This is a genomic window from Novosphingobium kaempferiae (genome assembly GCF_021227995.1).
GTDB lineage: Bacteria > Pseudomonadota > Alphaproteobacteria > Sphingomonadales > Sphingomonadaceae > Novosphingobium > Novosphingobium kaempferiae.
In genome coordinates this window covers 4,775,594-4,796,657 of sequence record NZ_CP089301.1, presented here as the reverse complement: position 1 = coordinate 4,796,657, position 21,064 = coordinate 4,775,594, and the positions used below count along the sequence as shown (strand labels likewise).

General features: G+C 63.6%; 19 protein-coding genes and 1 pseudogene. 10 read left to right on the top strand and 10 right to left on the bottom strand.

Annotated features, from left to right (window positions below; genetic code table 11):
- Positions 1–12: 12 nt before the first annotated feature.
- On the bottom strand, positions 13–711 hold the full coding sequence (locus LO787_RS21790) for a glutathione S-transferase (protein ID WP_232493073.1): 699 nt from the start codon (positions 709–711) through the stop codon (positions 13–15).
- Positions 712–865: 154 nt separating this feature from the next.
- Here LO787_RS21790 and LO787_RS21785 point away from each other — a divergent pair, with 154 nt between their 5' ends.
- On the top strand, positions 866–1,177 hold the full coding sequence (locus LO787_RS21785; RefSeq protein WP_232493072.1) for a hypothetical protein: 312 nt from the start codon (positions 866–868) through the stop codon (positions 1,175–1,177).
- 510 nt (positions 1,178–1,687) lie between these two features.
- Here the strand turns inward: LO787_RS21785 and LO787_RS21780 are convergent.
- Entirely contained in the window at positions 1,688–2,686 is a 999-nt protein-coding gene (locus tag LO787_RS21780) for a Ros/MucR family transcriptional regulator (RefSeq protein WP_232493071.1), read from the bottom strand.
- A 240-nt stretch (positions 2,687–2,926) separates the two neighbouring features.
- Here LO787_RS21780 and LO787_RS21775 point away from each other — a divergent pair, with 240 nt between their 5' ends.
- Entirely contained in the window at positions 2,927–3,121 is a 195-nt protein-coding gene (locus LO787_RS21775) for a hypothetical protein (RefSeq protein WP_232493070.1), read from the top strand.
- A 535-nt stretch (positions 3,122–3,656) separates the two neighbouring features.
- On the opposite strand, the gene aac(6') is transcribed toward LO787_RS21775, so the two are convergent.
- Complete coding sequence (gene aac(6') / locus LO787_RS21770; protein ID WP_232493069.1) at positions 3,657–4,127, bottom strand: aminoglycoside 6'-N-acetyltransferase; 471 nt, start codon at positions 4,125–4,127, stop codon at positions 3,657–3,659.
- Between the two features lie 89 nt (positions 4,128–4,216).
- On the bottom strand, positions 4,217–4,492 hold the full coding sequence (locus tag LO787_RS21765) for an HU family DNA-binding protein (RefSeq protein ID WP_232493068.1): 276 nt from the start codon (positions 4,490–4,492) through the stop codon (positions 4,217–4,219).
- A gap of 294 nt (positions 4,493–4,786) precedes the next feature.
- Here LO787_RS21765 and LO787_RS21760 point away from each other — a divergent pair, with 294 nt between their 5' ends.
- Positions 4,787–5,038, top strand: a complete 252-nt coding sequence (locus tag LO787_RS21760; protein WP_232493067.1) for a hypothetical protein — start codon at positions 4,787–4,789, stop codon at positions 5,036–5,038.
- A 122-nt stretch (positions 5,039–5,160) separates the two neighbouring features.
- On the opposite strand, the gene rpoD is transcribed toward LO787_RS21760, so the two are convergent.
- Positions 5,161–7,215, bottom strand: coding sequence for an RNA polymerase sigma factor RpoD (rpoD, locus tag LO787_RS21755; RefSeq protein ID WP_232493066.1), 2,055 nt, complete (start codon positions 7,213–7,215; stop codon positions 5,161–5,163).
- A 754-nt stretch (positions 7,216–7,969) separates the two neighbouring features.
- Positions 7,970–8,170, bottom strand: coding sequence for a hypothetical protein (locus LO787_RS21750; RefSeq protein ID WP_232493065.1), 201 nt, complete (start codon positions 8,168–8,170; stop codon positions 7,970–7,972).
- A 118-nt stretch (positions 8,171–8,288) separates the two neighbouring features.
- Between LO787_RS21750 and LO787_RS21745 the strand changes: the two genes are divergently transcribed.
- The 6 genes and pseudogenes from LO787_RS21745 (at position 8,289) to LO787_RS21720 (ending at position 17,046) form a co-directional block, all read left to right on the top strand.
- Positions 8,289–9,077 (top strand): SOS response-associated peptidase family protein, encoded by a 789-nt coding sequence (locus LO787_RS21745; RefSeq protein WP_232493064.1) that lies wholly within the window; start codon positions 8,289–8,291, stop codon positions 9,075–9,077.
- Positions 9,078–9,403: 326 nt separating this feature from the next.
- A complete protein-coding gene (locus LO787_RS21740; RefSeq protein WP_232493063.1) occupies positions 9,404–10,180 on the top strand; it encodes an ImuA family protein in 777 nt (258 codons plus the stop codon).
- A complete protein-coding gene (locus LO787_RS21735) occupies positions 10,098–11,921 on the top strand; it encodes a DUF6504 family protein (protein WP_338045391.1) in 1,824 nt (607 codons plus the stop codon). The genes LO787_RS21740 and LO787_RS21735 overlap by 83 nt, the downstream gene beginning before the upstream one ends.
- Positions 11,921–15,181: an error-prone DNA polymerase gene (locus tag LO787_RS21730; RefSeq protein WP_232493062.1), complete on the top strand. Its 3,261-nt coding sequence runs from the start codon at positions 11,921–11,923 to the stop codon at positions 15,179–15,181. Before LO787_RS21735 ends, LO787_RS21730 begins: the two co-directional genes overlap by 1 nt.
- Before the next feature lie 108 nt (positions 15,182–15,289).
- Positions 15,290–16,090 (top strand): annotated as a pseudogene (locus tag LO787_RS21725) (3'-5' exonuclease).
- A 143-nt stretch (positions 16,091–16,233) separates the two neighbouring features.
- Positions 16,234–17,046, top strand: a complete 813-nt coding sequence (locus LO787_RS21720) for a S1/P1 nuclease (protein ID WP_232493061.1) — start codon at positions 16,234–16,236, stop codon at positions 17,044–17,046.
- A 16-nt stretch (positions 17,047–17,062) separates the two neighbouring features.
- Here the strand turns inward: LO787_RS21720 and LO787_RS21715 are convergent, their stop codons facing one another.
- The 4 genes from LO787_RS21715 to LO787_RS21695 form a co-directional block, all read right to left on the bottom strand.
- Positions 17,063–17,893, bottom strand: coding sequence for an aldo/keto reductase (locus LO787_RS21715; RefSeq protein ID WP_232493060.1), 831 nt, complete (start codon positions 17,891–17,893; stop codon positions 17,063–17,065).
- Between the two features lie 79 nt (positions 17,894–17,972).
- Entirely contained in the window at positions 17,973–18,533 is a 561-nt protein-coding gene (locus LO787_RS21710; protein ID WP_232493059.1) for an alpha-ketoglutarate-dependent dioxygenase AlkB, read from the bottom strand.
- Positions 18,533–19,627 carry a DNA polymerase IV gene (gene dinB / locus LO787_RS21705; protein ID WP_232493058.1) on the bottom strand — a complete coding sequence of 365 codons (1,095 nt, stop codon included), beginning with the start codon at positions 19,625–19,627 and terminating at the stop codon, positions 18,533–18,535. Before dinB ends, LO787_RS21710 begins: the two co-directional genes overlap by 1 nt.
- 482 nt (positions 19,628–20,109) lie before the next feature.
- Positions 20,110–20,379, bottom strand: a complete 270-nt coding sequence (locus LO787_RS21695) for an integration host factor subunit alpha (protein WP_232493056.1) — start codon at positions 20,377–20,379, stop codon at positions 20,110–20,112.
- Positions 20,380–20,769: 390 nt separating this feature from the next.
- On the opposite strand from LO787_RS21695, the gene LO787_RS21690 reads away from it, so the two are divergent.
- Positions 20,770–20,982 carry a hypothetical protein gene (locus LO787_RS21690; protein ID WP_232493055.1) on the top strand — a complete coding sequence of 71 codons (213 nt, stop codon included), beginning with the start codon at positions 20,770–20,772 and terminating at the stop codon, positions 20,980–20,982.
- The last annotated feature ends 82 nt before the right edge of the window (positions 20,983–21,064 follow it).

The window sequence follows — 21,064 nt, the reverse complement described above, 5'->3', positions numbered from 1 at the left end:
GCGAGCCGATCATCACGTCGCGACGGCGCGAAGGGATTTCCCGATCTCGCCACCGCAATAGGCATCACCGTATTTCGCGCGGCTGTCGTCGGCCAACCGGGCGAGTTGCGGCGTCGCCTGCATCCGCCGCGTCAGGGCAGCCACCCGAGGCGCGGTGCCGGCCAGAAGCGCGGCGATGACGTCGAAACGATCGACCATCGTCGACCAGAGCACGGCAGTGACGATATCCGCGACACCCGGCTCGTCGGCTCCGAGCAGCGTGCCGCTTTCCTCGCCGAGCCCGTTAGCGGACGCGGTGGCCTCCCAGATTTCCATCCATCGGCTCAGGCGCGGCACGAATTCACGCCATTTGTCGGCAGTCCACATCTCGCGCCCGCCGTCGAGCGTCAGTTCGTCCAGCACGTCGTTCGCATCGTTGACGACCTTGATTGAGCGTGCCCGGTCTTCGGGAGACGTCGGCAACAGGTCCAGCTTCTCGCCGAGATAGAGCGCGATGGCGGGCATCTCGGCGATGGCGAACGCGCTCGCGTTGTCGATGAGCACCGGCGGCCCCATGAAGGGCACCGGCTGGTCGGCGGGCGCGCGGGCCATGAGGTCGCCGATGTCGTCGCTGTCGTGCTCCCTCCAGCTCTTCCCGGCGTAGGCGAGGATCGCCCGGATGAACTGTCCGCGAAACGGAACGGGCCAGTAGTAGAGGTCGAAGTCGGCCATGGCGAGGAAGCTCCCGTGTGAAACACCGCGGGAAGCAATGCGCCGCGCGGCGTCTCGTTTCGCACGCCGCCCCGGTCTTCGCGCGTCCTGTCGGAAAGCAGGGTGAGAACTCCTCGCCCGCTCAAGGGTTATCGACCGGCGAAGGAGTTGTGCGATGGCCAGTCTCGAAGCCCGCCTGATCGGCATCACGATCGAATGCCTCATGACAGAGGCCTACGCCTTCGCCGGCCGACCCGAGAACTTTCCGAAATGGGCAGCGGGCATGTCGTCGTCGCTCCATCGGGACGGCGAGCGATGGCTGGCGGAGACGCCGCTGGGAGAGGCCACGATCCGGTTCAGCACTGCGACCGACTTCGGCGTGCTTGACCATCGGGTCATGCGGTCTAGATCGACCGGCCGGGTCAGCAACAACGTCCTTGAAGATGCAGTGCGTTGCAACTCGTACCAAGCGAGCGGGCCGCCATAGGCGAAGGCTTTCACGCAGATTATTCCGGGCAGTGACAGGTTCCGACCGTTTTGCGGCTTCTCATCGGTCTCATTCGAGAACTAAATCCTTCAAGCAGAACAAGGCGATAGATAGAACCATATGTCCAATTGCGCGGCCCTCTGATTTGGCGAGATGGTACAGGCATCGCTCGGGACGATATCCCTTCTTGCCGATGGCAGCTTTTGGCACGTTTTGGTTTCGATAGCATGGCAGAAAAGGGCGCATTGCGGCCTACGGCAGCAGGCCTCTCTACCAGCCTTTAGGGCCCTGTTCATGAGCCTGTCTATCTGAAGCGGACAGTTGGTAAGTCCAACCTTGAACCAACTTAAACCGTCGCAAGCGATTATATCGCCAACGGCAACTCCGCAGTCATTGGCTCCTACTAGAATTGGTTTCGGACTTTTATCTTCGTTGCTGACGGTTTGGTCTGGATCCTTTCCGATCCCGACAGTGGTAGGGGACCGTTCGACGCCGGCCCCCGCTCTACAATCACCTATCGTTACCACCGCCCGTCGTCAGTTTTGCAGTTTTCGGTGTGCGGGCCATGCGTTTTGAACGCGGCGGCTTACCCTCGGTCTTGCCGGCTGCTTTGTCAGAGGTGGCTGGAGGCGAAGTGTCTTCCATGTCGCCCTTAGGCTCCGTGTCCTGCCGGTTGAACAGTCCGAGCTTGCCACGTCCCTTGCGCGCTGACTTCGGGCTTTCGGCCGGAGCATTGGACGGTTTGACCTCTCTAGCCTTCCGCGCCGTTTTGGGTTTGCCTACGGCAGACTCCTTGGCTGCAGAAGCCTTTGCTGGCGGCGTTCCGCCCTTGGACTTTACTGAAGCCCTTTTCTTCGGCGCAACGGCTTCAGGATCCTCTGCGGGCGCGTTCGAGGCTGCTGCAACAGAGGCGCCGGAATCCGCCATCGCTTCCTGTGGTAGGATCTTGCGTGGCTTGCGAGTTATGGTCTGCTTGCCCTTCACAGGCGCAGTAGCCGGCGCCGGTCCGTTCGCCGCTTCTGCTCCCGGCGCTTGTGCATCGACCGCAGATGCAGGAAGAGCTTCTGATGTCGATGTGCTTGCCGTGGTCGCCGCGACAGTGGCCTTGCGATTGCTCAAGCCGATCTTCTTGGCGATCTCGCGACGCTGGGCAGCGAAACCAGGAGCAACCATCGGGTAGGTCGCAGGCAAGCTGTATCGTTCCCGGTACTGCTCGGGGGTGAGCCCATGACTTGTCAGATGGCGCTTGAGAGCCTTGTAAGGCTTGCCATCGATCAGGCTGATGATCTGATCATCGGATGCAAGGCTTTTACGGACCGACACTGCAGGCTCATAGGTTGGTGCTTCAGGCTCTGCCGCCGTTGACGCTGTATCTTCGGTAAGAGCAGCGCGTGTCGAGCGAATGAGGCCGGCGAGATCGTCAGCGCCGACGGTGTTGTTGACCAGATATGCACTCAGAAGCTGCACGGTCAGAGCGGCTATATCGGACGTCGGTTTGGTATCAGGCATCGATATTGCCCCTCTCGATGTTACTGGCGATTAAGGACGCTTATTGCTCGTATGGCAATGCGTGATGCATCGCCGCGATTACAGCGCATTTCAAGTGGACTCATCGGCTGCCGGACTATCGATAGAAATACGAATTGCCCCATTACAGGTCAGAATTGGTGCTACGGCCCGTGGCTTCTAAGGATATGTACGCGATCCTCGTGCATCGACCACGATGCGGTTTCGGCGCGCCATTTCGTGATGGACACCACGCAGTGGTCGATATCGTTGCATCTGCGGTGGGCTGTTGCAGAACCCGAGACGACCCATGCTGCAGTTGCACTGGCCCTCGAAACGATCGTCGCCCATATTGTCCCTGCCTTTCAGGCATCCTCTCCCAAGACCTTTAAGCCGGCCCTTGCGCCGGCCTTTTTTCGCCAGTCTTGCCATCAATGAGCGAAACACTGGCTGGCCGATTTCTGCACCGCGCGCCTCGCTGGAGAGGCTATGACCGTCTGGTCACAGGCCCGGCATCGCACAGGATGTTACGCCGATCATCCGTCAGGATTTCGAATCCTGCCCCGCAATTGGGTGCGGCGCAATTTCGCGGTCGAAGATCCGCCACCCGCGCTCGGGCGGAAGGGATCCTGGCCTCGATGATCAATAGTGGCTTGCAGAATAACGGAACGGCAGCGGACAAGGCCTTGTTTTGATCATGCGCCAGCGTTCCGGCGGACGATCAGGTATGGGCCAATCGCGGCGTTACGGCAATTGGCGCGCTCATTCCTCGCCGTTCCCTCAATATACGCTGCTGCCTCAACGTTGGGATCCAGAAATCCTCCCACATCGATCCGTGAGTTTCACCGGACGAAGGGCCAGACCCGCGCGCGCAGTGAATTTCCCGGCGCATCTGCTACGCACGACCCGTTGATATTCCTATGAATATTTTGCAGAAGTTCGACTGCCGACGAGGAATTCCGCGGTCACGACTTCAGCTCAGGCGTGGCGCTGGATCGAGAACCTTGCGAAAGAACACCACACGCTCGGTTTCCTCGAAATCCAACGCAATGTGCATGGCATGGGAGACCGTGTTCTCTAGCAGGGCATCGGAGGCCAGTTCCGTGCAACCCTTGAGCCGTGCCCATGCCTCCACCGCCTCGACGAGCCCCCGTCCTATGCCCTGCCGGCGACGCTCCTCCACGACATAAAGCCCTTCAAGGAACGCGACGGGGGATGTCTCGCACCCGTTCACGTAGTCGATCCGCAGGGCAGCTTCGGCAAAGCCCGCCAGGGTGCCTCGAAGATCGCGGGCCAGGAAGCCGACGACCGCCTGCGGCTCGCCCATCAGATCGACTAGGTCCTTGCGGTGCTCTGACCTCGAGCCGTCCGGCCAGAGCCTGGCGCGCAGACCCGCCCATTCATCGAGGTCGGCGGTGCCCGCCAATTCGATGCGTACGATCATGTCCGCTCACCCTCCCACAGGCCTCTGCCGGAAATCATGCGCGGCATGCGGCGCCGGCTGTCCGCCGCAGCGCCGCATGCCCTTTCAAGTCAAGCGTTGAGCTTGTCCTTCACGCCCTTGGCGGCCGTGAAACCGAGCTTCTTCGACGCCTTGATGGTCATGGCTTCCCCCGTCGCAGGGTTGCGGCCTTCACGCTCCGGGCTGTCCTTGACCTTGAACTTGCCGAAGCCGTTGAGCGAGATTTCCTCGCCCTTGGCCGCCGCGTTGCCGATGGCGTCGAAGACGGCATCGACGATCTTGCGGGCATCGGTCTTGGCGATACCGTGATCGGCGGCGATAACGTCTGCGAGATCGCTGTTGTTCATGAGAAGTTCGTCCTGTCGAAATCTGCGTTGGCGCCGCCGGATCGCTATTTTCAACCCTGCGACGTGGTTTCACCATGGCGCAACCCGATGAACGATCAAGGCGTTCCCTGGTGCTCAGCCTATCCAGAGAGCACTTTGTCCACAGCCTGTGGATAGTGCCTCTCACGCACCCTCTCCTGACCGGGAATAGGCGCTCGTCTTCGAAGACTGGCAGGTTACCCCCTCCCGGAAGTGAACGTGATCGTGGAACCTTCGCCCTTATGCACCCTTGATAGAGGTCAAAGGAGACAGAACATGTTCGGCAAGATCATCGGAGCCATTGCTGGCAACAAGGCGGCAAAGCACGTCCGCGGCATCAGCGGGACCGGGGGAACGCTCCTCGGTATAGCCGCGCCCACCATCCTACGCCGGATGGGCCCACTCGGACTGGTAGCTACCGTTGCGGGTGGATATGCCTGGAAAAAATACAGCGACCGACGGCAAACCCAGCGCGCGAAGTCCACTGAACCGAGCGTTCTAGCAAAGCCCGCCGTTACCTCCCTCTGATCGACGCCCGACCAGCTCTTGACCGCGGGCGTATGATACCATGCGCCCGCGAATGTTCCTTCCCGACTGATAATCGCGCCCGATGCGAGCGACACCGCCCGCGCCGATCAGTCGAGGGCCTATCAGTCGAGGAATGAACGCATCACCCGCGAACGGCTTGGATGCTTCAGCTTGCGCAGCGCCTTCGCCTCGATCTGGCGTATACGCTCGCGGGTGACCGAGAACTGCTGCCCGACTTCCTCGAGGGTGTGGTCGGTGTTCATGCCGATGCCGAAGCGCATGCGCAGCACGCGTTCCTCGCGCGGGGTGAGCGAGGCGAGCGTGCGGGTGATCATTTCCTTGAGGTTGGACTCAATTGCCGCATCGACCGGTATCACCGCGTTCGCGTCCTGGATGAAATCGCCCAGGTGGCTGTCCTCCTCGTCACCCACCGGGGTGTCGAGCGAGACCGGCTCCTTGGCGATCTTGAGGACCCGCTTCACCTTCTCAAGCGGCATCGACAGGCGTTCCGCCATCTCCTCCGGCGTGGGCTCGCGGCCATGATCGTGGAGGAAACGCCGGTTGGTGCGCACCAGCTTGTTGATCGTCTCGATCATGTGGACGGGGATACGGATCGTACGCGCCTGGTCCGCGATCGAGCGCGTGATCGCCTGCCTGATCCACCAGGTCGCATACGTCGAAAACTTGTAGCCGCGGCGGTACTCGAACTTGTCGACCGCCTTCATCAGGCCGATGTTGCCCTCCTGAATGAGATCCAGGAACTGCAGGCCGCGGTTGAGGTATTTCTTGGCAAGCGAGATCACCAGCCGCAGGTTCGCCTCGACCATTTCCTTCTTGGCGATGCGCGCCTCGCGCTCGCCTTTCTGGACCATGTTGACGATGCGGCGGAACTCGGGAAGCGTCATGCCGGTTGCGGCGGCGATATCCGCGACTTCAAGGCGGATGCGCTCCGCCGGCACCGCTTCCGACGCCGCGAAGGCGGCCCACTTCCTGTCCTTCTTCGCGACGTCCTCGAGCCAGGTATCGTCCAGTTCGCGGCCGATGTAGCTTTCGAGAAAGTCGGCGCGCTTCACCTTGTGACGTTCGACCAGGCGCAGCATCTGCCCGCTCAGCGCCGTCAGACGCCGATTTGACGTGTAGAGGTTGTCGATCAGCTGTTCGATCTTCGAGGCATGGAACTTCACGGCCTCGACCTGGGCCGTCAGTTCCAGGCGCAGTTCCTGGTACGCCGTTTCCTGCGCTCCCGGGAATGCCAGACCTAGCCCCATCGCGTCCAGACGAGCGGCCTGCAAAGGCTCGAACGCATGGAAAAGCTCGGCGATCAGGGCGAACTTCGCCAGTGCGTCCGGCATGAGCGCCGCTTCCATCTCGGCGAGGCTGATGGTGTTGCCCTCGTCCTCCTCCTGCTCGGCGTCCTTTCCCGCGACCGGGTTGCCGTCCTCGTCGACCTCCTCATCGGCGTCGTCTTCACCGGCAGGATCATCCTTGAAGGATGGACCCGTTGTCTGCGCGCTGATCTCGCCGTCACCGGCGTTATTGCCATCGTCCGCAAGGTTCTCGGGCTGGGGCTCCTTGGCGACCATCGCATCGAGATCCAGGATCTCGCGCAGTTGCATCGTCCCGGCATCGAGCGCCTCGGACCACGCGATGATCGCATGGAAGGTCAACGGGCTCTCGCACAGGCCCTGGATCATCATGTCCCGCCCGGCCTCTATGCGTTTCGAGATCGCCGCCTCGCCTTCGCGGCTGAGCATCTCGACGGCGCCGATTTCGCGCAGGTACATCCGTACCGGATCGTCGGTGCTGCCCAGAGCATCGGCCTTCCTCGCAGCCGGTTCGCGGCGCTGGAAGGCCGCACCTGTATCATCGGCCTCATCGCCCGGTTCGTCATCGTAATTGGCGGCAGCGCCGGCGCCGGGCTCGGCATCGACAGCCTCATCACCATCGTCACTGTCATCATCGTCGTTGTCGACGACCTTCACCCCCATCTCGGAGATGGCAGCCATGACATCCTCGATCTGGTCAGTCGTCATCTGATCCTGCGGCAGCGCCGCATTCAGTTCGCTGACGGTGATTGTCCCGCGGCGCTTGGCATACGCGATGAACTTTGCCACCGAACCACGGCTCGCTTCGATCAGCGGTGTGTCGAGATCGTCGCGCTGATCGTTTTTGGTCATGGTCTTGCTGTCATCTCATTCGAAAGGTCCACGGCCCTCTGCGCGCCTGGACAGTATGAAGGGTTGCGAGCGCCCTTGCCTCACAACCGCGCGAAGTTCCAGCAGCCTATTCCCGACCGCAGTCTATCCCCGACCGAAACCGGCGTGTTCGATGCCGCCTTCTATTGCGAAGCTCAGATCGGATGCACGCCAAATCCCGGGCGACGTTTTAGTGAGCCGAGTGTCGCCGGACCCGTTTGGGGTTGCCGCAAGGCTTCAGCATCATGGTTCGATATCCTCGTGGAACCCGGAGCAGTGCGCTGCCGTTGAACACTCAATCGGAACTGATCGTCATGTGGATTATGGAACGGACGCCATCGCTTCGCACAGCGGCACATTATCGGGACGCGTTACAGGAACGGGCCGGAGACATATCCCGTGCGTGGCAGGCGCACAGGGTTCAGATCGCCCAGACTTGCCGTCGATCTCTCCCGCGCCTGCCTGCCGACTGAAGGCATTCGCCCCATGTTGCGGTCCCGGTGACCGGCACATTTTCGATGTGTGTGGTGGACCTGTTGTGTGCGCAAGGATCATGCACACCACCGATTTGCGGAACGTTGCGCAAACCACCGGACGTCAATCAAAGAACCCAAGCTGCCACGAACCAATGGACGAAGGATTGCCGACGATGCCCAGCATTCGGCACATATGGGTGGCAGCTGCACGTTATTCGGCCATCAGGCTTGCAGCACACGCTTCTACTCGCGAGGCGCGGTTAGGACTTCGGCGTGACCCAGACTTCGACCGGGGCAGCGAACTTGCCGGGCGCAGGCTTTCCGACATGCACACGATCCGCGGTGACCTGTTCGCCGGTCGCAAGATGCAGGGTCACCCAGGGTTTGGGCATGCGCTGGAACGTCAGCTTCTGGATTGGCTGTCCCGTCGTCGAATTCATGATTGTGGCGATGATGCTCATCGCCGCCGCCTAGACGCGCCGCGCATCCCGCGTCGATGCCTCGCAGCTGCATCACTGGTGGATAACGCCGCGGTAGCAGGTATGCGACGTTTCGGTTCGCGGTTTGCGCGTGCTTCGGATGGCGGCACGCCCGCCCCTGCGCCCGAAGCGCAACCTTCGAGCAGGCGTTGCCATCATTTGCGCGGGGCCAGTGCCGGAATGGCTGCGACCGCCATGGAATGATCCTGACATTGCGCCGCACGGATGGCATGCTTCCCACTGTTCGAGCGGAGGTAGCATGTGCAACGACTTCAAGCTGGAAACCGATATCGCGGCGATCCTTGCCGAACTGGAGGAGATGCGCTTCAGGATCGACCTGCCTGAAGGCAAACCCAACGTGCCGTCTCGCGAGGACATCAGGATGACCGATATCGCGCCGATCATCCGCTCAGGCGTGCCGGGGGATCGCAACTCCGCCGATCTGGTCAATCGCCGTTGGAGTTGGGCCGGTTCCCAAGGCAAGCCGGTCTACAACTTCCGCTCTGAGGGCAGGCAGTTCAGGTCGCATCGGTGTCTCGTTCTCACCGACGGTTTCTACGAGTTCACCGATCCCGAAGTTCACGGCCAGAAGCGCCTCGACAAGTGGCTCTTCACTCTGAGGGATCACACCTGGTTCTGCATGGCCGGCATCTGGCGCGACAATCTGGAGGGCGAAGCGTTCACGCTTCTGACCATGGCCGCAGGCAAGGACGTCGCGCCCTATCACCATCGCCAGATCATACCGCTTCCGCGCGAACGCTGGGCTGACTGGCTGGATCCGACAATCCCTTCCAGTGAGGTTCTTATCCACCTTCCCGCCGGTTCGCTGCCAGCCGTGCGGGTCTATCCGACACCGGGAGAAAAGGCTCAGGGAGCGTTCGATCTCTAGGAGAGCCGAACATCATCCCCACATGCATAGAGCCCGATCCCCTGCCGGCTTTCACACCGCCAGGACGTCGAGGTAAATCCTGTTCGTCGGCGTTTCCGGGACACTCCGGCCAGCCTTCCTGCATGCCGGATGTTGCAGCCACCGCCACGAAAACGCGCGCAAATCTCTTTCAGAGGTCACTAGTGTGCACATCGCCCTCGCTGGAATTCTTTCCCGTTTTCAACCCGTTGCTTAGCGACCATGACGCGCCCTTGCGGGCGTCTGCGCCTTGACGCCAACCCTGATAAAATAGAACATAAAGCGAACATATGAGTCGCGATTGATCCATGCTCCTGCAAACCGCCCTTCCTTCCCGGCTGCCTGCCGAACAGCTTGCCGCGCTACGCGCGCAAGTCGCCCAAGCGCAATCGGATCGCGGTCCGGCACTGCCCTTCGGCATCCCGGAGATCGACACGCGGCTCGCCGGAGGCGGCATTGCCGGCGCCTCCCTTCACGAGATCGCCGCTGCCAGTGCCGGCTGGGCGGACGATGCCGCAGCCACTCTTTTTGCCGCCGGCATAGCTGCACGCTTTGCCGCAGAGAATGGAATGACGGTCCTGTGGGCGTTGAGCCGCTTCGACCTTTATGCGCCGGGTCTCGAGCAGGCCGGCCTCGGGCCGCACAAGATCCTTTACGCACAGGCAAAAAAGGATGCCGAAATCCTTGCTCTGGCAGAGGACGCCTTGCGTGACGGCTCGCTTGCCTGCGTCATCGCCGAAGTCAGGTCAGCCGACCAGACGGCAACCAGGCGCCTGCAACTCGCAGCCGCCGATGGCCGGACGCCGATGCTGCTCTACCGGCGGCACCGAACCCGCGAGCGCAATCCGCTGTCCCAGCCATCGTCCGCCATGACGCGCTGGAGCATAGGGGCCGCCCCTTCCGAGCGCCTGCCTCACACCGGTGTCGGCCGTGCACGGTGGCACGTCGATCTCTTACGTCAGCGCGGCGGCGCTCCCTTCTCTCTTGTTCTCGAGGCTTGCGATGATCAGGGTCGCCTCGCTCTACCTGCCGCAGTTGCCGATCGAACGGCTGCGCCGGCAGGAGCGACCATCCGCGCCGCGTGATCGCGCCGCCCCTCGGCCGGACCTCGGGCCGCGTTTCACCGAGCCTGTCGATGACGACCCCGGCCCCTGCTCCGTGCCTCGCGGTGGCGGATGGCGTCCCGGTGCGCGTTGGGCGCAGGACCCGGAGCTTCGCGCGAAGCCGAGGGTGGGCGACATCGATGCCCTGCCCGCCCATCAGCGCCCGACCATGCGTGAAATGGGCCGGCGCAGCGAAGCGGCGGATCATCCTTTTCGCGCCATGGGCCCCGATGATGCAGGTGCGCCATGGCCGGCAGCGCCTGCACTGGCAAACTTGGCGCATCTGGCAAGGCCGGTTGTGCTGATCGAACGGGCGGGGCAGCGCGACATCATAACGTCCGCCTGCCCCATCGCGCGCGCGCTCGGGCTGCATCCCGGAATGGCTGCGGCACATGCACGCGCTCTTGTGACGGACCTTGATGTCAGCGATGCGACGCCGGGGGACGACCGTGCATGGCTCGACCGGCTCGCGCTTCACGCGGCTCGCCACTGGACACCCGTGGCGAGCGTCAGTCCACCGGACGGGCTCTGGCTCGAGCTTACCGGCACGACACATCTTTTCGGTGGCGAGGAAAGCTTCTGCCGCCGGGTCGTGCGTTTCCTCGCGCACCTCGGCTTCACCGCGCACATTGCCATTGCCGGTACGCCGGGCGCTGCCCATGCCCTCGCCCGTTTTGCTGGCAAGCCGATCATCGTACTGCCTGGCGGCACCGAAACCCATGCGATTGCCCAATTGCCGCTTGCGGCGCTGCGGCTTTCCGACGAGGCATTGGGAAGCGCTGCCCGGTTCGGTCTGGAGCGCATCGGCGATCTCTATCCGATCGCCCGAGGACCGCTTGCAAGGCGCCTCGGTCTTCGCACCGTCGAACGCCTCGATCAGGCACGCGGACTGGCAGCGGAACCCATCGTGGCGATCGTGCCGTTCGCAGCACCGTATTCGGAGCGCAGGCTGCTCGAGCCGATCAGCACGGCAGATGCGATCAACCAGGTCATCGGCGATCTCGCCGATGACCTGGTCCGCGAACTGGAACGGCGCCGGCTGGGGCTGCGTACCGCGGCCCTCACCTGCACGCGCGTCGATGCCGTCGAGCAGCGACTCGTGATCGGCACTGCAGGCGCAACGCGCGATGCGCGACATCTCGCGCGCATGTTCGCCATGCGTGTCGAACGTATCGACCCCGGGCTCGGCATCGAAGTGATGCGTCTCGTTGCGCCACGCGTCGAGGATCTGCAGCCGGTCATGATCGGGACCTTTCCCGGTCCTGACGGCAGGGAGCCCGACCTCGCGCCGCTCGTCGATCAGCTTGCTGGGCGTGCCGGGGAGAAGGCCCTGTTCCGCATCGGTCCGGTCGAAAGCGATGTGCCCGAGCGCGCGGTGCGACGCGCTCCCCCTCTCGCATTGCCTCAAGGATGGCCGCAATGGCGCCGGCCGGTCCGGCTGCTTCCCCATCCCGAACCGCTGTCCGGCGTCGTCGCGCTGATGCCCGATCACCCGCCCCGGCGGTTTGCCTGGCGCGGCACGCTGTACAAGGTCGCGATCGGCGAAGGGCCCGAACGCGTTCATGGCGAATGGTGGCGCTCGGCACGCGAGATGTGGGCCGTGCGCGACTACTTCATGGTCGAGACCGATGGCGGCGAACGCTTCTGGCTGTTCCGGCGCGGCGACGGGCTCGATGCACCGACCGGTGATCTGAGCTGGTACATCCACGGCGTGTTCGGGTGATGGCGCGCTACGTCGAACTCCAGGTCACCAGCCACTTCTCGTTCCTGCGCGGTGCGTCGGCACCGGAAGAACTCTTCGCGACAGGCGCAGCATTGGGGCACCGCGCGCTCGGGCTTGCCGATCACAACACGCTTGCCGGAATCGTGCGGGGCTGGGACGCCCAGAAGACAAGCGGCGTCCGGATGATCGCGGGATCGCGCATCGATCTCACCGATGACCGCGCGCTGCTGCTCTATCCCCGCGACCGCGCCGCCTGGTCGCGCCTCACCCGACTGCTGTCGCTCGGCAAGGGACGTGGCGGCAAGGGCCGGTGCATCCTGTCCTGGAGCGACGTTGTCGAACACGCGGCGGGTTTAGTGGCGATCCTGCTTCCCGATCAGCCTGACAAGCGCACCGCCGCCGACCTGCAGGATCTTCGCTCGGTTTTCGGGCGCGACGGGTTCAGCGCGTTGTCGCTGCGGCGCCGGCCGGGCGACATGGTCCGTCTCCACGGCCTGGACAGGCTCGCGCGCGAGGCGGGGGTGCGCAGCGTCGCGATCGGCGACGTCCTCTATCACGATCCCACGATGCGTCCGCTGCAGGATGTGATGACCGCGATCCGGGAAAAGACGACGATCGATGCGCTGGGCTTCCGGCGCGAACGGTTCATGGATCGCAATCTCAAGTCGCCTGAAGAAATGGAGCGGCGGTTCGCGGCGTTTCCCGATGCGATCCAGGCGGGCGCCGACATCGCCGAGCGCTGCCGTTTCGACCTTGGCGAAATCCGGTACCAGTATCCCTACGAGCAGGTCATGGCCGGACGCAGCGCGCAGCAGGCTCTCGCGAGCCTTACCGCGGATGCGGCGGCGCGCATGTTTCCCGGCGGCCTGCCGCAGGCCTATGCGAAGCAGATCGACCACGAACTGACGCTCATCGACCGGCTCGGCTATGCGCCCTACTTCCTGACGGTGAATGCAATCGTCACTGAAAGCCGCCGGCGCGGCATCCTGTGCCAGGGGCGAGGATCGGCGGCCAACAGCTGCGTGTGCTTCATGCTCGGCATCACCTCGATCGATCCGATCCGACACGAGCTGCTGTTCGAACGCTTCGTCTCGGGCGAGCGCAAGGAACCTCCCGACATCGACGTCGACTTCGAGCACGAGCGCCGCGAGGAGATCATCCAGTGGATCTACGAGACTTACGGCCGTCATCGCTCGGCACTTACCGCTGTCGTCACCCGCTACCGGACCCGCGGAGCTGTGGCCGAGGTCGGCAAGGCCCTCGGCCTGCCTCGAGACCTTACAAAAATGCTGACCGGGCTGGTTTGGGGCTGGTCGATGGAAGGGATCACCGACGAACAGATCGAGAGCCTCAATCTCAATGCCGACGATCATCGCCTGCGCTTGACGCTGGAGCTTTCGCGCCAGCTGATCGGCACGCCCCGACACCTCTCGCAGCATCCCGGCGGCTTCGTGCTGACGCACGAAAGGCTCGACAATCTGGTACCCATCGAGCCGGCGCGCATGGAGAACCGCCAGATCATCGAATGGGACAAGGACGACATCGATGCCCTGAAGTTCATGAAGGTCGACGTGCTGGGCCTCGGTATGCTCGGCTGCATGAACCGCGCGTTCAACCTGCTCGAGCAGCACAAGGGCGTGTACAAGACCATGGCCGATCTGCAGGACGATGACCCGGACGTCTACGCCATGATCCAGAAGGCCGACACCCTCGGGGTCTTCCAGATCGAGAGCCGCGCGCAGATGTCGATGCTGCCGCGCATCAAGCCGAAGGAATTCTACGACCTCGTCATCGAGGTCGCGATCGTGCGCCCGGGCCCCATCCAGGGCGACATGGTCCACCCCTACCTTCGGCGCCGTGAAGGCAAGGAGACGCCGGAATATCCCAGGCCCGAGCTCGAGGCGGTTCTGAGGAAGACGCTCGGTGTGCCGCTGTTCCAGGAACAGGCGATGAAGGTTGCGATCGTCGGTGCGGGCTTCACGCCGGTCGAGGCCGACCAGCTGCGCCGCGCCATGGCGACCTTCAAGCTGACCGGCGGTGTCAGTCACTTCTACGACAAGCTGGTGAACGGCATGATCGCCCGCGGCTATCCCAGGGACTTTGCCGAGCGCACCTTCAAGCAGATCGAAGGCTTCGGCTCCTACGGCTTTCCGGAAAGCCATGCCGCCTCGTTCGCCAAGATCGCCTATGCCAGCTGCTGGATGAAGCACCATCATCCCGATGTCTTCTGCGCGGCGCTGCTCAACGCCCAGCCCATGGGTTTCTACGCCCCGGCCCAGATCGTGCGCGATGCGCGGGCGCATGGCGTCGAAGTCCGGCCCGTCTCGATCAACCACAGCCACTGGGACTGCAGCCTCGAACCGGGACGGGGCAGCCTCCATGCGGTCCGCCTCGGCTTTCGCCAGGTTCGCGGTCTTGCCAACATCCATGCCGCCGCGATCGTCGCGGCCCGGGGACCTGCTCCCTTCCAAAGCGTCGAGGAAGTCTGGCGCCGTGCCGGAACCCCGCGCGCTGCGATCGAGCGCCTGGCAGAAGCCGATGCATTCGCCGTCCTGGGCGAGGATCGACGCCAGGGCCTCTGGAAAGTGAAGGGACTGGGCGAGGCCCCGCTGCCGCTCTTCGCAGCGGCCGACGCGCGCGAGGCGGGGTTCTTGCCCGAAGGGGTTGAACCCGACGTCGATCTGAAGGCCATGAGCGCGGGGCGCGAGGTCGTCGAGGACTATCGCGCACTCCAGCTTTCGCTGCGTGGTCATCCGCTGCAGTTCCTGCGCTCCCGGCTCGATGCCATGCAGGTAGTCCGCTGCGCCGACTTGCCGTCCGTTCGTGATGGCCGCAACATCGAGGTCGCCGGTGTCGTGCTCGTTCGCCAGCGACCCGGCTCGGCAAAGGGAGTGCTCTTTGTCACGATCGAGGACGAGACCGGGGTCGCCAACGGCATCCTGTGGCCGGACAAGTTCGAGATCTATCGCCGCCAGATCATGTCCGCCTCGATGATCGCCATGCGCGGACGTCTCCAGAAGGAAGGCGATGTCATTCACATCATCTGCGACCGTATTGTGAACCACGATGACATGCTGCGCGCGATCGCGCAGAGCGACTTCACCGTCGCACCTGGGCGCGGCGACGGCGCCAGTCACGGCGGCGGGCCCGATCCGCGTCAGCCCAGCATCCCGCGCGGCCGGACGCTGGCCCCGCCGCCTTTCCCGACCACTCACCCTTGCGACGATCTCATCGCGATCCGCAGTCACGACTTCCATTGAGCCACTTCCCCTTGAGCCTGCGGGCTCACGAGCCCGGCTCGCGGTTGTCCCCGTCTCGATATCCGCTTGCCTTCCCCCTTCGCCTGACACGCCCTATCAGGCCCGACCATGACGAGCCTCGAGCCTTGCCTCGCCGAAGCCGCCCGCATGCTTGCGGCACATCCGGACTTCAAGGTCCTGCGCAGGCTGACACAGGTGCAGCGCCTTCATGATGGACCGGCCTATGGCGCAACGCGCGTGGGCGTTGCCATCGACGTGGAGACCACCGGGCTCGATCGCGAGACTGATCGGATCATCGAACTTGCCGTCCAGCGCTTTCGTTTCGACGAGCGTGGCCGCGTCCTCCAGGTTGGCACGCCGCGGGTGTGGTGAGAGGATCCGCAGGCTCCACTCGATCCGCGCATCACCAGGCTCACGGGCCTCACCGACGACGTGCTGGCCGGCCAGAGCATCGATGAGGCAGCAGCCATCGAAATCCTGGCTTCGGGGGACCTCATCGTTGCCCATAATGCCGCCTTCGATCGTCCGTTCGTCGATCGCCGCCTCCCCGCGATCGCCGGCAAGGCATGGGCCTGCACGATGGCCGAGATCGACTGGCTCGAGCTTGGCTTCGATGGCCGCGCCCTCGCACAACTCGTCGCGCAGTGTGGCTGGTTCTACGAGGGGCACCGCGCCGAAAACGACATCCTGGCGCTCATCTACCTTCTGGCGCATCAGACGCCCGATGGTGAGACCATACTCGCCAGGCTGGCTGCCTCCTGCGAGCGGTCCAGCTTCCGCGTCAATGCCGTGGATGCACCGTTCGAGGGCAAGGACGCGCTGAAGGCGCGAGGCTACCGCTGGGATCCGGCCATGCGCTTCTGGTGGCGGACCATCGGGGAAGAGGAGATGGAGATCGAGCGAACCTAGCTGCTCCAGGATATCTACACCGGTCACGGCGAGCCGGCATTCCTTCCGCAGTCCGCCTGCGAGCGATACCGATAATGATGTGGCATCAACATGTCTGAAACCGCAGGGCTTCCCCCGGCCCTCGCGTGCTCTATGAAGCGATCATGCACAAATCGATCCTGCTGGCCGTCTCGCTCGCCGCTTCTCTCACCGCCACCACGCCCGCCCATGCCTGGGGACCGGTCGGTCACCGCATCACCGGCGCAATCGCCGACGAGAACCTGAGCGGTCTCGCCCGGGCCAATGTCCGTCTGCTGCTCGGTAGCGAGGACCTCGCCGAGGCGGCGACCTGGCCTGATGACATGAAATCCGACGGGCACGTCTTCTGGCAGAAGCAGGCGAGCCCGTGGCATTACGTGACCGTTGCCGGCGACGATTACACCGCATCGGACACGCCACCGGCGGGTGACGCGAAGACCGCGCTCGCGCGCTTCACCGCGACGCTGCGCGATCCCAAGGCCACGCCCGACGACAGGCGCCTCGCCCTTCGTTTCATCGTCCATATCATCGGCGATCTGCATCAGCCGCTCCATGCCGGCACCGGAACCGATCGCGGCGGCAATGCGGTTTCGGTCACCTGGTTCGGCAAGCCGACCAACCTGCATTCAGTGTTGGATTCGGCGCTGATCGAACAGCGCTCGCTCTCCTACTCCGAGTATGCCGCATGGCTGTCGCGATCGATCACACCAGCCGAGGTCATCGCATGGAACGAGCGCGATCCCGCAGTCTGGATCCACGAGAGCATCGCGCTGCGCAGGACGATCTATCCCACCGATCCAGCCCTTTCATGGGATTATGCCTATGCACATCGCACCGAGATCGACGATCAGCTGAAACGTGCGGGCGTTCGCATTGCGGCTTACCTCAACTGGGTCCTCGACGCGCCGCTTCCTCCAAAGGGCAACGCGAAGCGCTAGTGCTCGCGCCCAAGAGCTAAAGCATCTCGAGTGGACGGCGTCCGCCCGGCGTCGGAAACGCCTGCTCGAGTGTCGCGATATCCGCCTGTGTCAGGACGAGGTCAACGGCCGCCCGGTTCTCGCGCACGTGGGCGATCGACGCCGCCTTGGGAATGGGCAACACGCCGGGCCGCGTCATGAGCCAGGCTAGGGCAACTTGCGCCGGGCTGGCATCATGCCGCGACGCGACCTCATCCAGCGCGTGATGGTCGAGCAGCCTGCCCTGCTCCACCGGGCTGTAGGCCATGACCGGAATGCGGCGCCTTTCGAGCCACGGCATCAGGTCGAACTCGGGGCCGCGCCGGGTAAGGTTGTAGAGGATCTGATTCGTGGCGCAGACCGTGCCGCCAGCGGCTGCGAGTTCCTCCATGTCGTCGGTGTCGAGGTTGCTGACACCCCAGCGGGCAATCAGCCCCGCCGCCACCAATGCTTCCATGGCATCGACGGTTTCGGCAAGCGGAACGTTGCCACGCCAGTGCAGGAGATACAGGTCGAGCCGGTCGGTGCCAAGGCGGCGCAGGCTTGCCTCGCAGGCACTCCGCAGCCGCCTGGCAGACGCATTCTGCGGATAGGCCTTGCTGACAAGGAACACTCCGTCTCGACGACCGGTGATCGCCTCGCCGACGACGCGCTCGGCCTCGCCGTCGGCGTACATCTCGGCGGTGTCGATCAGGGTCAGGCCAAGATCGATGCCTTCGCGCAAGGCGGCGATCTCGGCGGGGCGGCGATCAGGGCGTTCGCCCATCATCCAGGTGCCCTGGCCCAATGCGGGAACGGTAGTGCCATCGGGAAACGAAATCGTCTTCATGATCGGATAATACTCCGCAGGCGTCCCGGTTCGCATCCTGTTTCATATGGCCCGGATCGACGGTCCGCATGCTCGCGCGTCAAAACCTCTTAGCCAGGCTGCGGAACGTCATCGACCAGCGCGAGCGCTGCATCTCGACGATGCTGTGCTCCCACTCATGCCGGGCAGCGCCACTCATGTGGTAGATGCTCCGTGGCTCGAGAGGCGCCGATGCCCGTTCGAAACCCTCGCCCCGCCGACGCCGGAACCGCATCGTCGCAGGCTCGCCCAGGGAAATGCCGACAACATCTGCGTAAATCGGGCGGTCACGGTGCCAGCCGATACCCGCACCGGCACCGTAGCGGATCAACAGGGCCTGGCTCATCTCACCGGGTTCGAGCCCGGCGAAGGCCGCCGCCCGGTCGCGGAAAGGTGCAAGCCAGTCCGGGATCGGCGGGGCCTCCTTCGGCTGGCCCAATTCGAAATCATAGTTCCAGCCGAACGACGTCGTCAGCCGCTTGCCCGTCCAGCCCTGGAAGCGGAACGGCGTGAGATCGCATGCGTCGATATGCGCGATCAGCGCGCGCTCCTCAGCCGCGTCGATGATGTCGCCGCGCAAGGCCAGTCCCGGCAGGACGGGCGCGTCGAACAGATCGAGCATCAAGCTGCCTCTCCTTGACGGAACATCGGCAATTCGGCCTCTTGTGCGACTGGCGGCTCGATGAAGTTCGAGACCGTGACGCCGACAAGGCGGATGCCCTTGGCGGGAGGTAAGACCGAGCGGACAAGGTCCAGCGCGGATCGGCGCAGGTCATCCTGGGTCGTCACCGCGACTGGCTGGCTGCGGCTGCGCGTGATCTGCCGGAAGTCGCCGTACTTGATCTTCACTGTCAAGGTGCGCCCGAACGCCACCCGGCTTTCGCACCAATTCCACACCTCGTCGGCCATTCGAAGAATGCCCGCCTCGATCGCAGCCGGATCGGTCAGGTCGTGGTCGAAGGTCGTTTCGGCACCCGATGACTTGCGAACCCGGTCCGGATTGACCGGCCGGTCGTCCTGCCCCCGCGAGATCGCATGATACCAGCCGGCGGAACTGCCGAAATGTTGCTGGAGAAACTCGAACGACTTCGCCTTGAGATCCGCTCCGGTCTCGATCCCGAGACGCTTCATCTTGTCCGCCGTCACCGGCCCGACACCGTGGAAACGGCTGACCGGCAGCGCCTCGACCCAGGCCGGCCCCATGTCGGGGGTCACCGCGAACTGCCCGTCGGGCTTGCGCTGATCGGAGGCGAGCTTGGCGAGGAACTTATTGTAGGAGATACCAGCCGAAGCGGTCAGGCCGGTTTCTTCGAGGATCGCCGCACGGATTTCCTTCGCCGTGCGCCACGCGGTCTCGATGCCGCGCCTGTTCGCTGTAACGTCGAGATAGGCCTCGTCCAGCGACAGCGGCTGAATGAGATCGGTGTAGCGCGCGAAAACCTCGTGGATCCGGCGCGACACATCCTGGTAGACATCGAAGCGCGGCGGCACGAACACGAGGTCCGGGCAACGGCGCATCGCCGTCACCGATGGCAGCGCAGAACGGACTCCGAACTTGCGGGCCTCGTAGCTTGCTGCGGCCACGACACCCCGCGCCGCCGCATATCCGACGGCCACGGGACGTCCGCGAAGGGATGGATCATCGCGCTGCTCCACGGATGCGAAGAAGGCATCCATGTCCACGTGAATGATCTTGCGGACGGCGGTATCAACCATGCCCGCGGCATTACCACAGTCGGAACATGATGAGAACATCAGATCGCATCAGTTGGCCATCCATTCGTCGCGTCAGGCCACCGACACCGTTCCGCCGTCGATCGTGAACTCCGTTCCGGTGATGCTCCCGGCAAGGCTCGAGGCGAGGAAGACGAAGAGCTTCGCGACCTCAGGAACACTTCGGCCGCATTCGAGGCGTTCATTGATCTCGCGCGTCAGGTCATGGCCTCTGGTACGAACCCGGCTCGCACGGCATCCCACCTGGCATTTCGGCGGTCGGGGTCATGCCTGCCGAGGCCGCATCGAATGGCTTGTGGGATGATCTGCACGCGATGGTTTCGTACCCTAGCCGCTGAATTTCAGGTGACCAAAGATGCAGGCTGGGATGTAGCCCGGAAGGGCTCAGACGGGTTGAACGATGCGTCATCGGCGAGGCGATTTGGGGCGCAGCCGAACTGATCCGCGCCCCGCCGCAATGAATGTCAATCAGGGATAGGGGCCACCCGTGCCCGCAGGCCCATGCCGGGGTTGAAGGTCACGACACGTCGCGCGCTCACGAGTGCCTCCTGGCCCGTCTTCGGGTTCCGCCCGATGCGGGGCGCCTTGTCATTGAGCAGGAACGTGCCGAAGTTCGTGATCTTCACGTTCTCTCCGCGCTCGAGGGCAGCCGCCATCTCCTCAAGGATGGCATCGACCATGAACGAGGCGTCGCGGATCGAGATCCCGACCCGACGGCTGATGGCCGCTGCCATTTCCGCGCGCGTGAGTGTCCTGGATTGCTGCGGCAATGAATGTCTCCTCCGGCACAAACCATAACGCGGCAGTCACAGAAATAGCATTCGGCAAACACGGGATTTTTTCGTCGGACTACTCTCGGCAGCCCCCTGCAGTCCGCCGCTACCGGTCCCGATGCGCTGTTAGGCAGGAATAATCAGGGCGACAACGCACTTGAGCACACAGGATCGGCGTGACAGCGCACCTTGCGCGCATGCGGCTCAACTTGTCGGCGGATCATCATAGCCCGTCGCAGGACCGATGCCGCTCAGCGCGACGTACATCGGCAATTCATCCTGTGAGCGGTTCTGATAGCTTTCAACCCGGAGGTCTTGATGAAAATTCTCAAAATATCTCTAGCACTTGCGATGGTCGCCAGCAGCATCGGCGTGGTGGCGACGGCGGAGGCTCATCCGCGTGGAGATCGACATCGTTACGAGCAGCGCCACTACGACCGCCATTACCGAGACCATCGTCGCTACGAGCGTCCGCGCCACTGGAGCGACCGCCGATATCGCGGCAATCATCGCCGTTGCTGGACGGAGTGGCGGCACCACCGCAAGGTCCGCGTCTGCCGCTGATCGAGTTTTCTGAAATCTCAGCGTGGACGGCCGGTGGACGACCGGAAGCCTTGAAAGAAGCTTCACCCGTCGTCCGCTACCG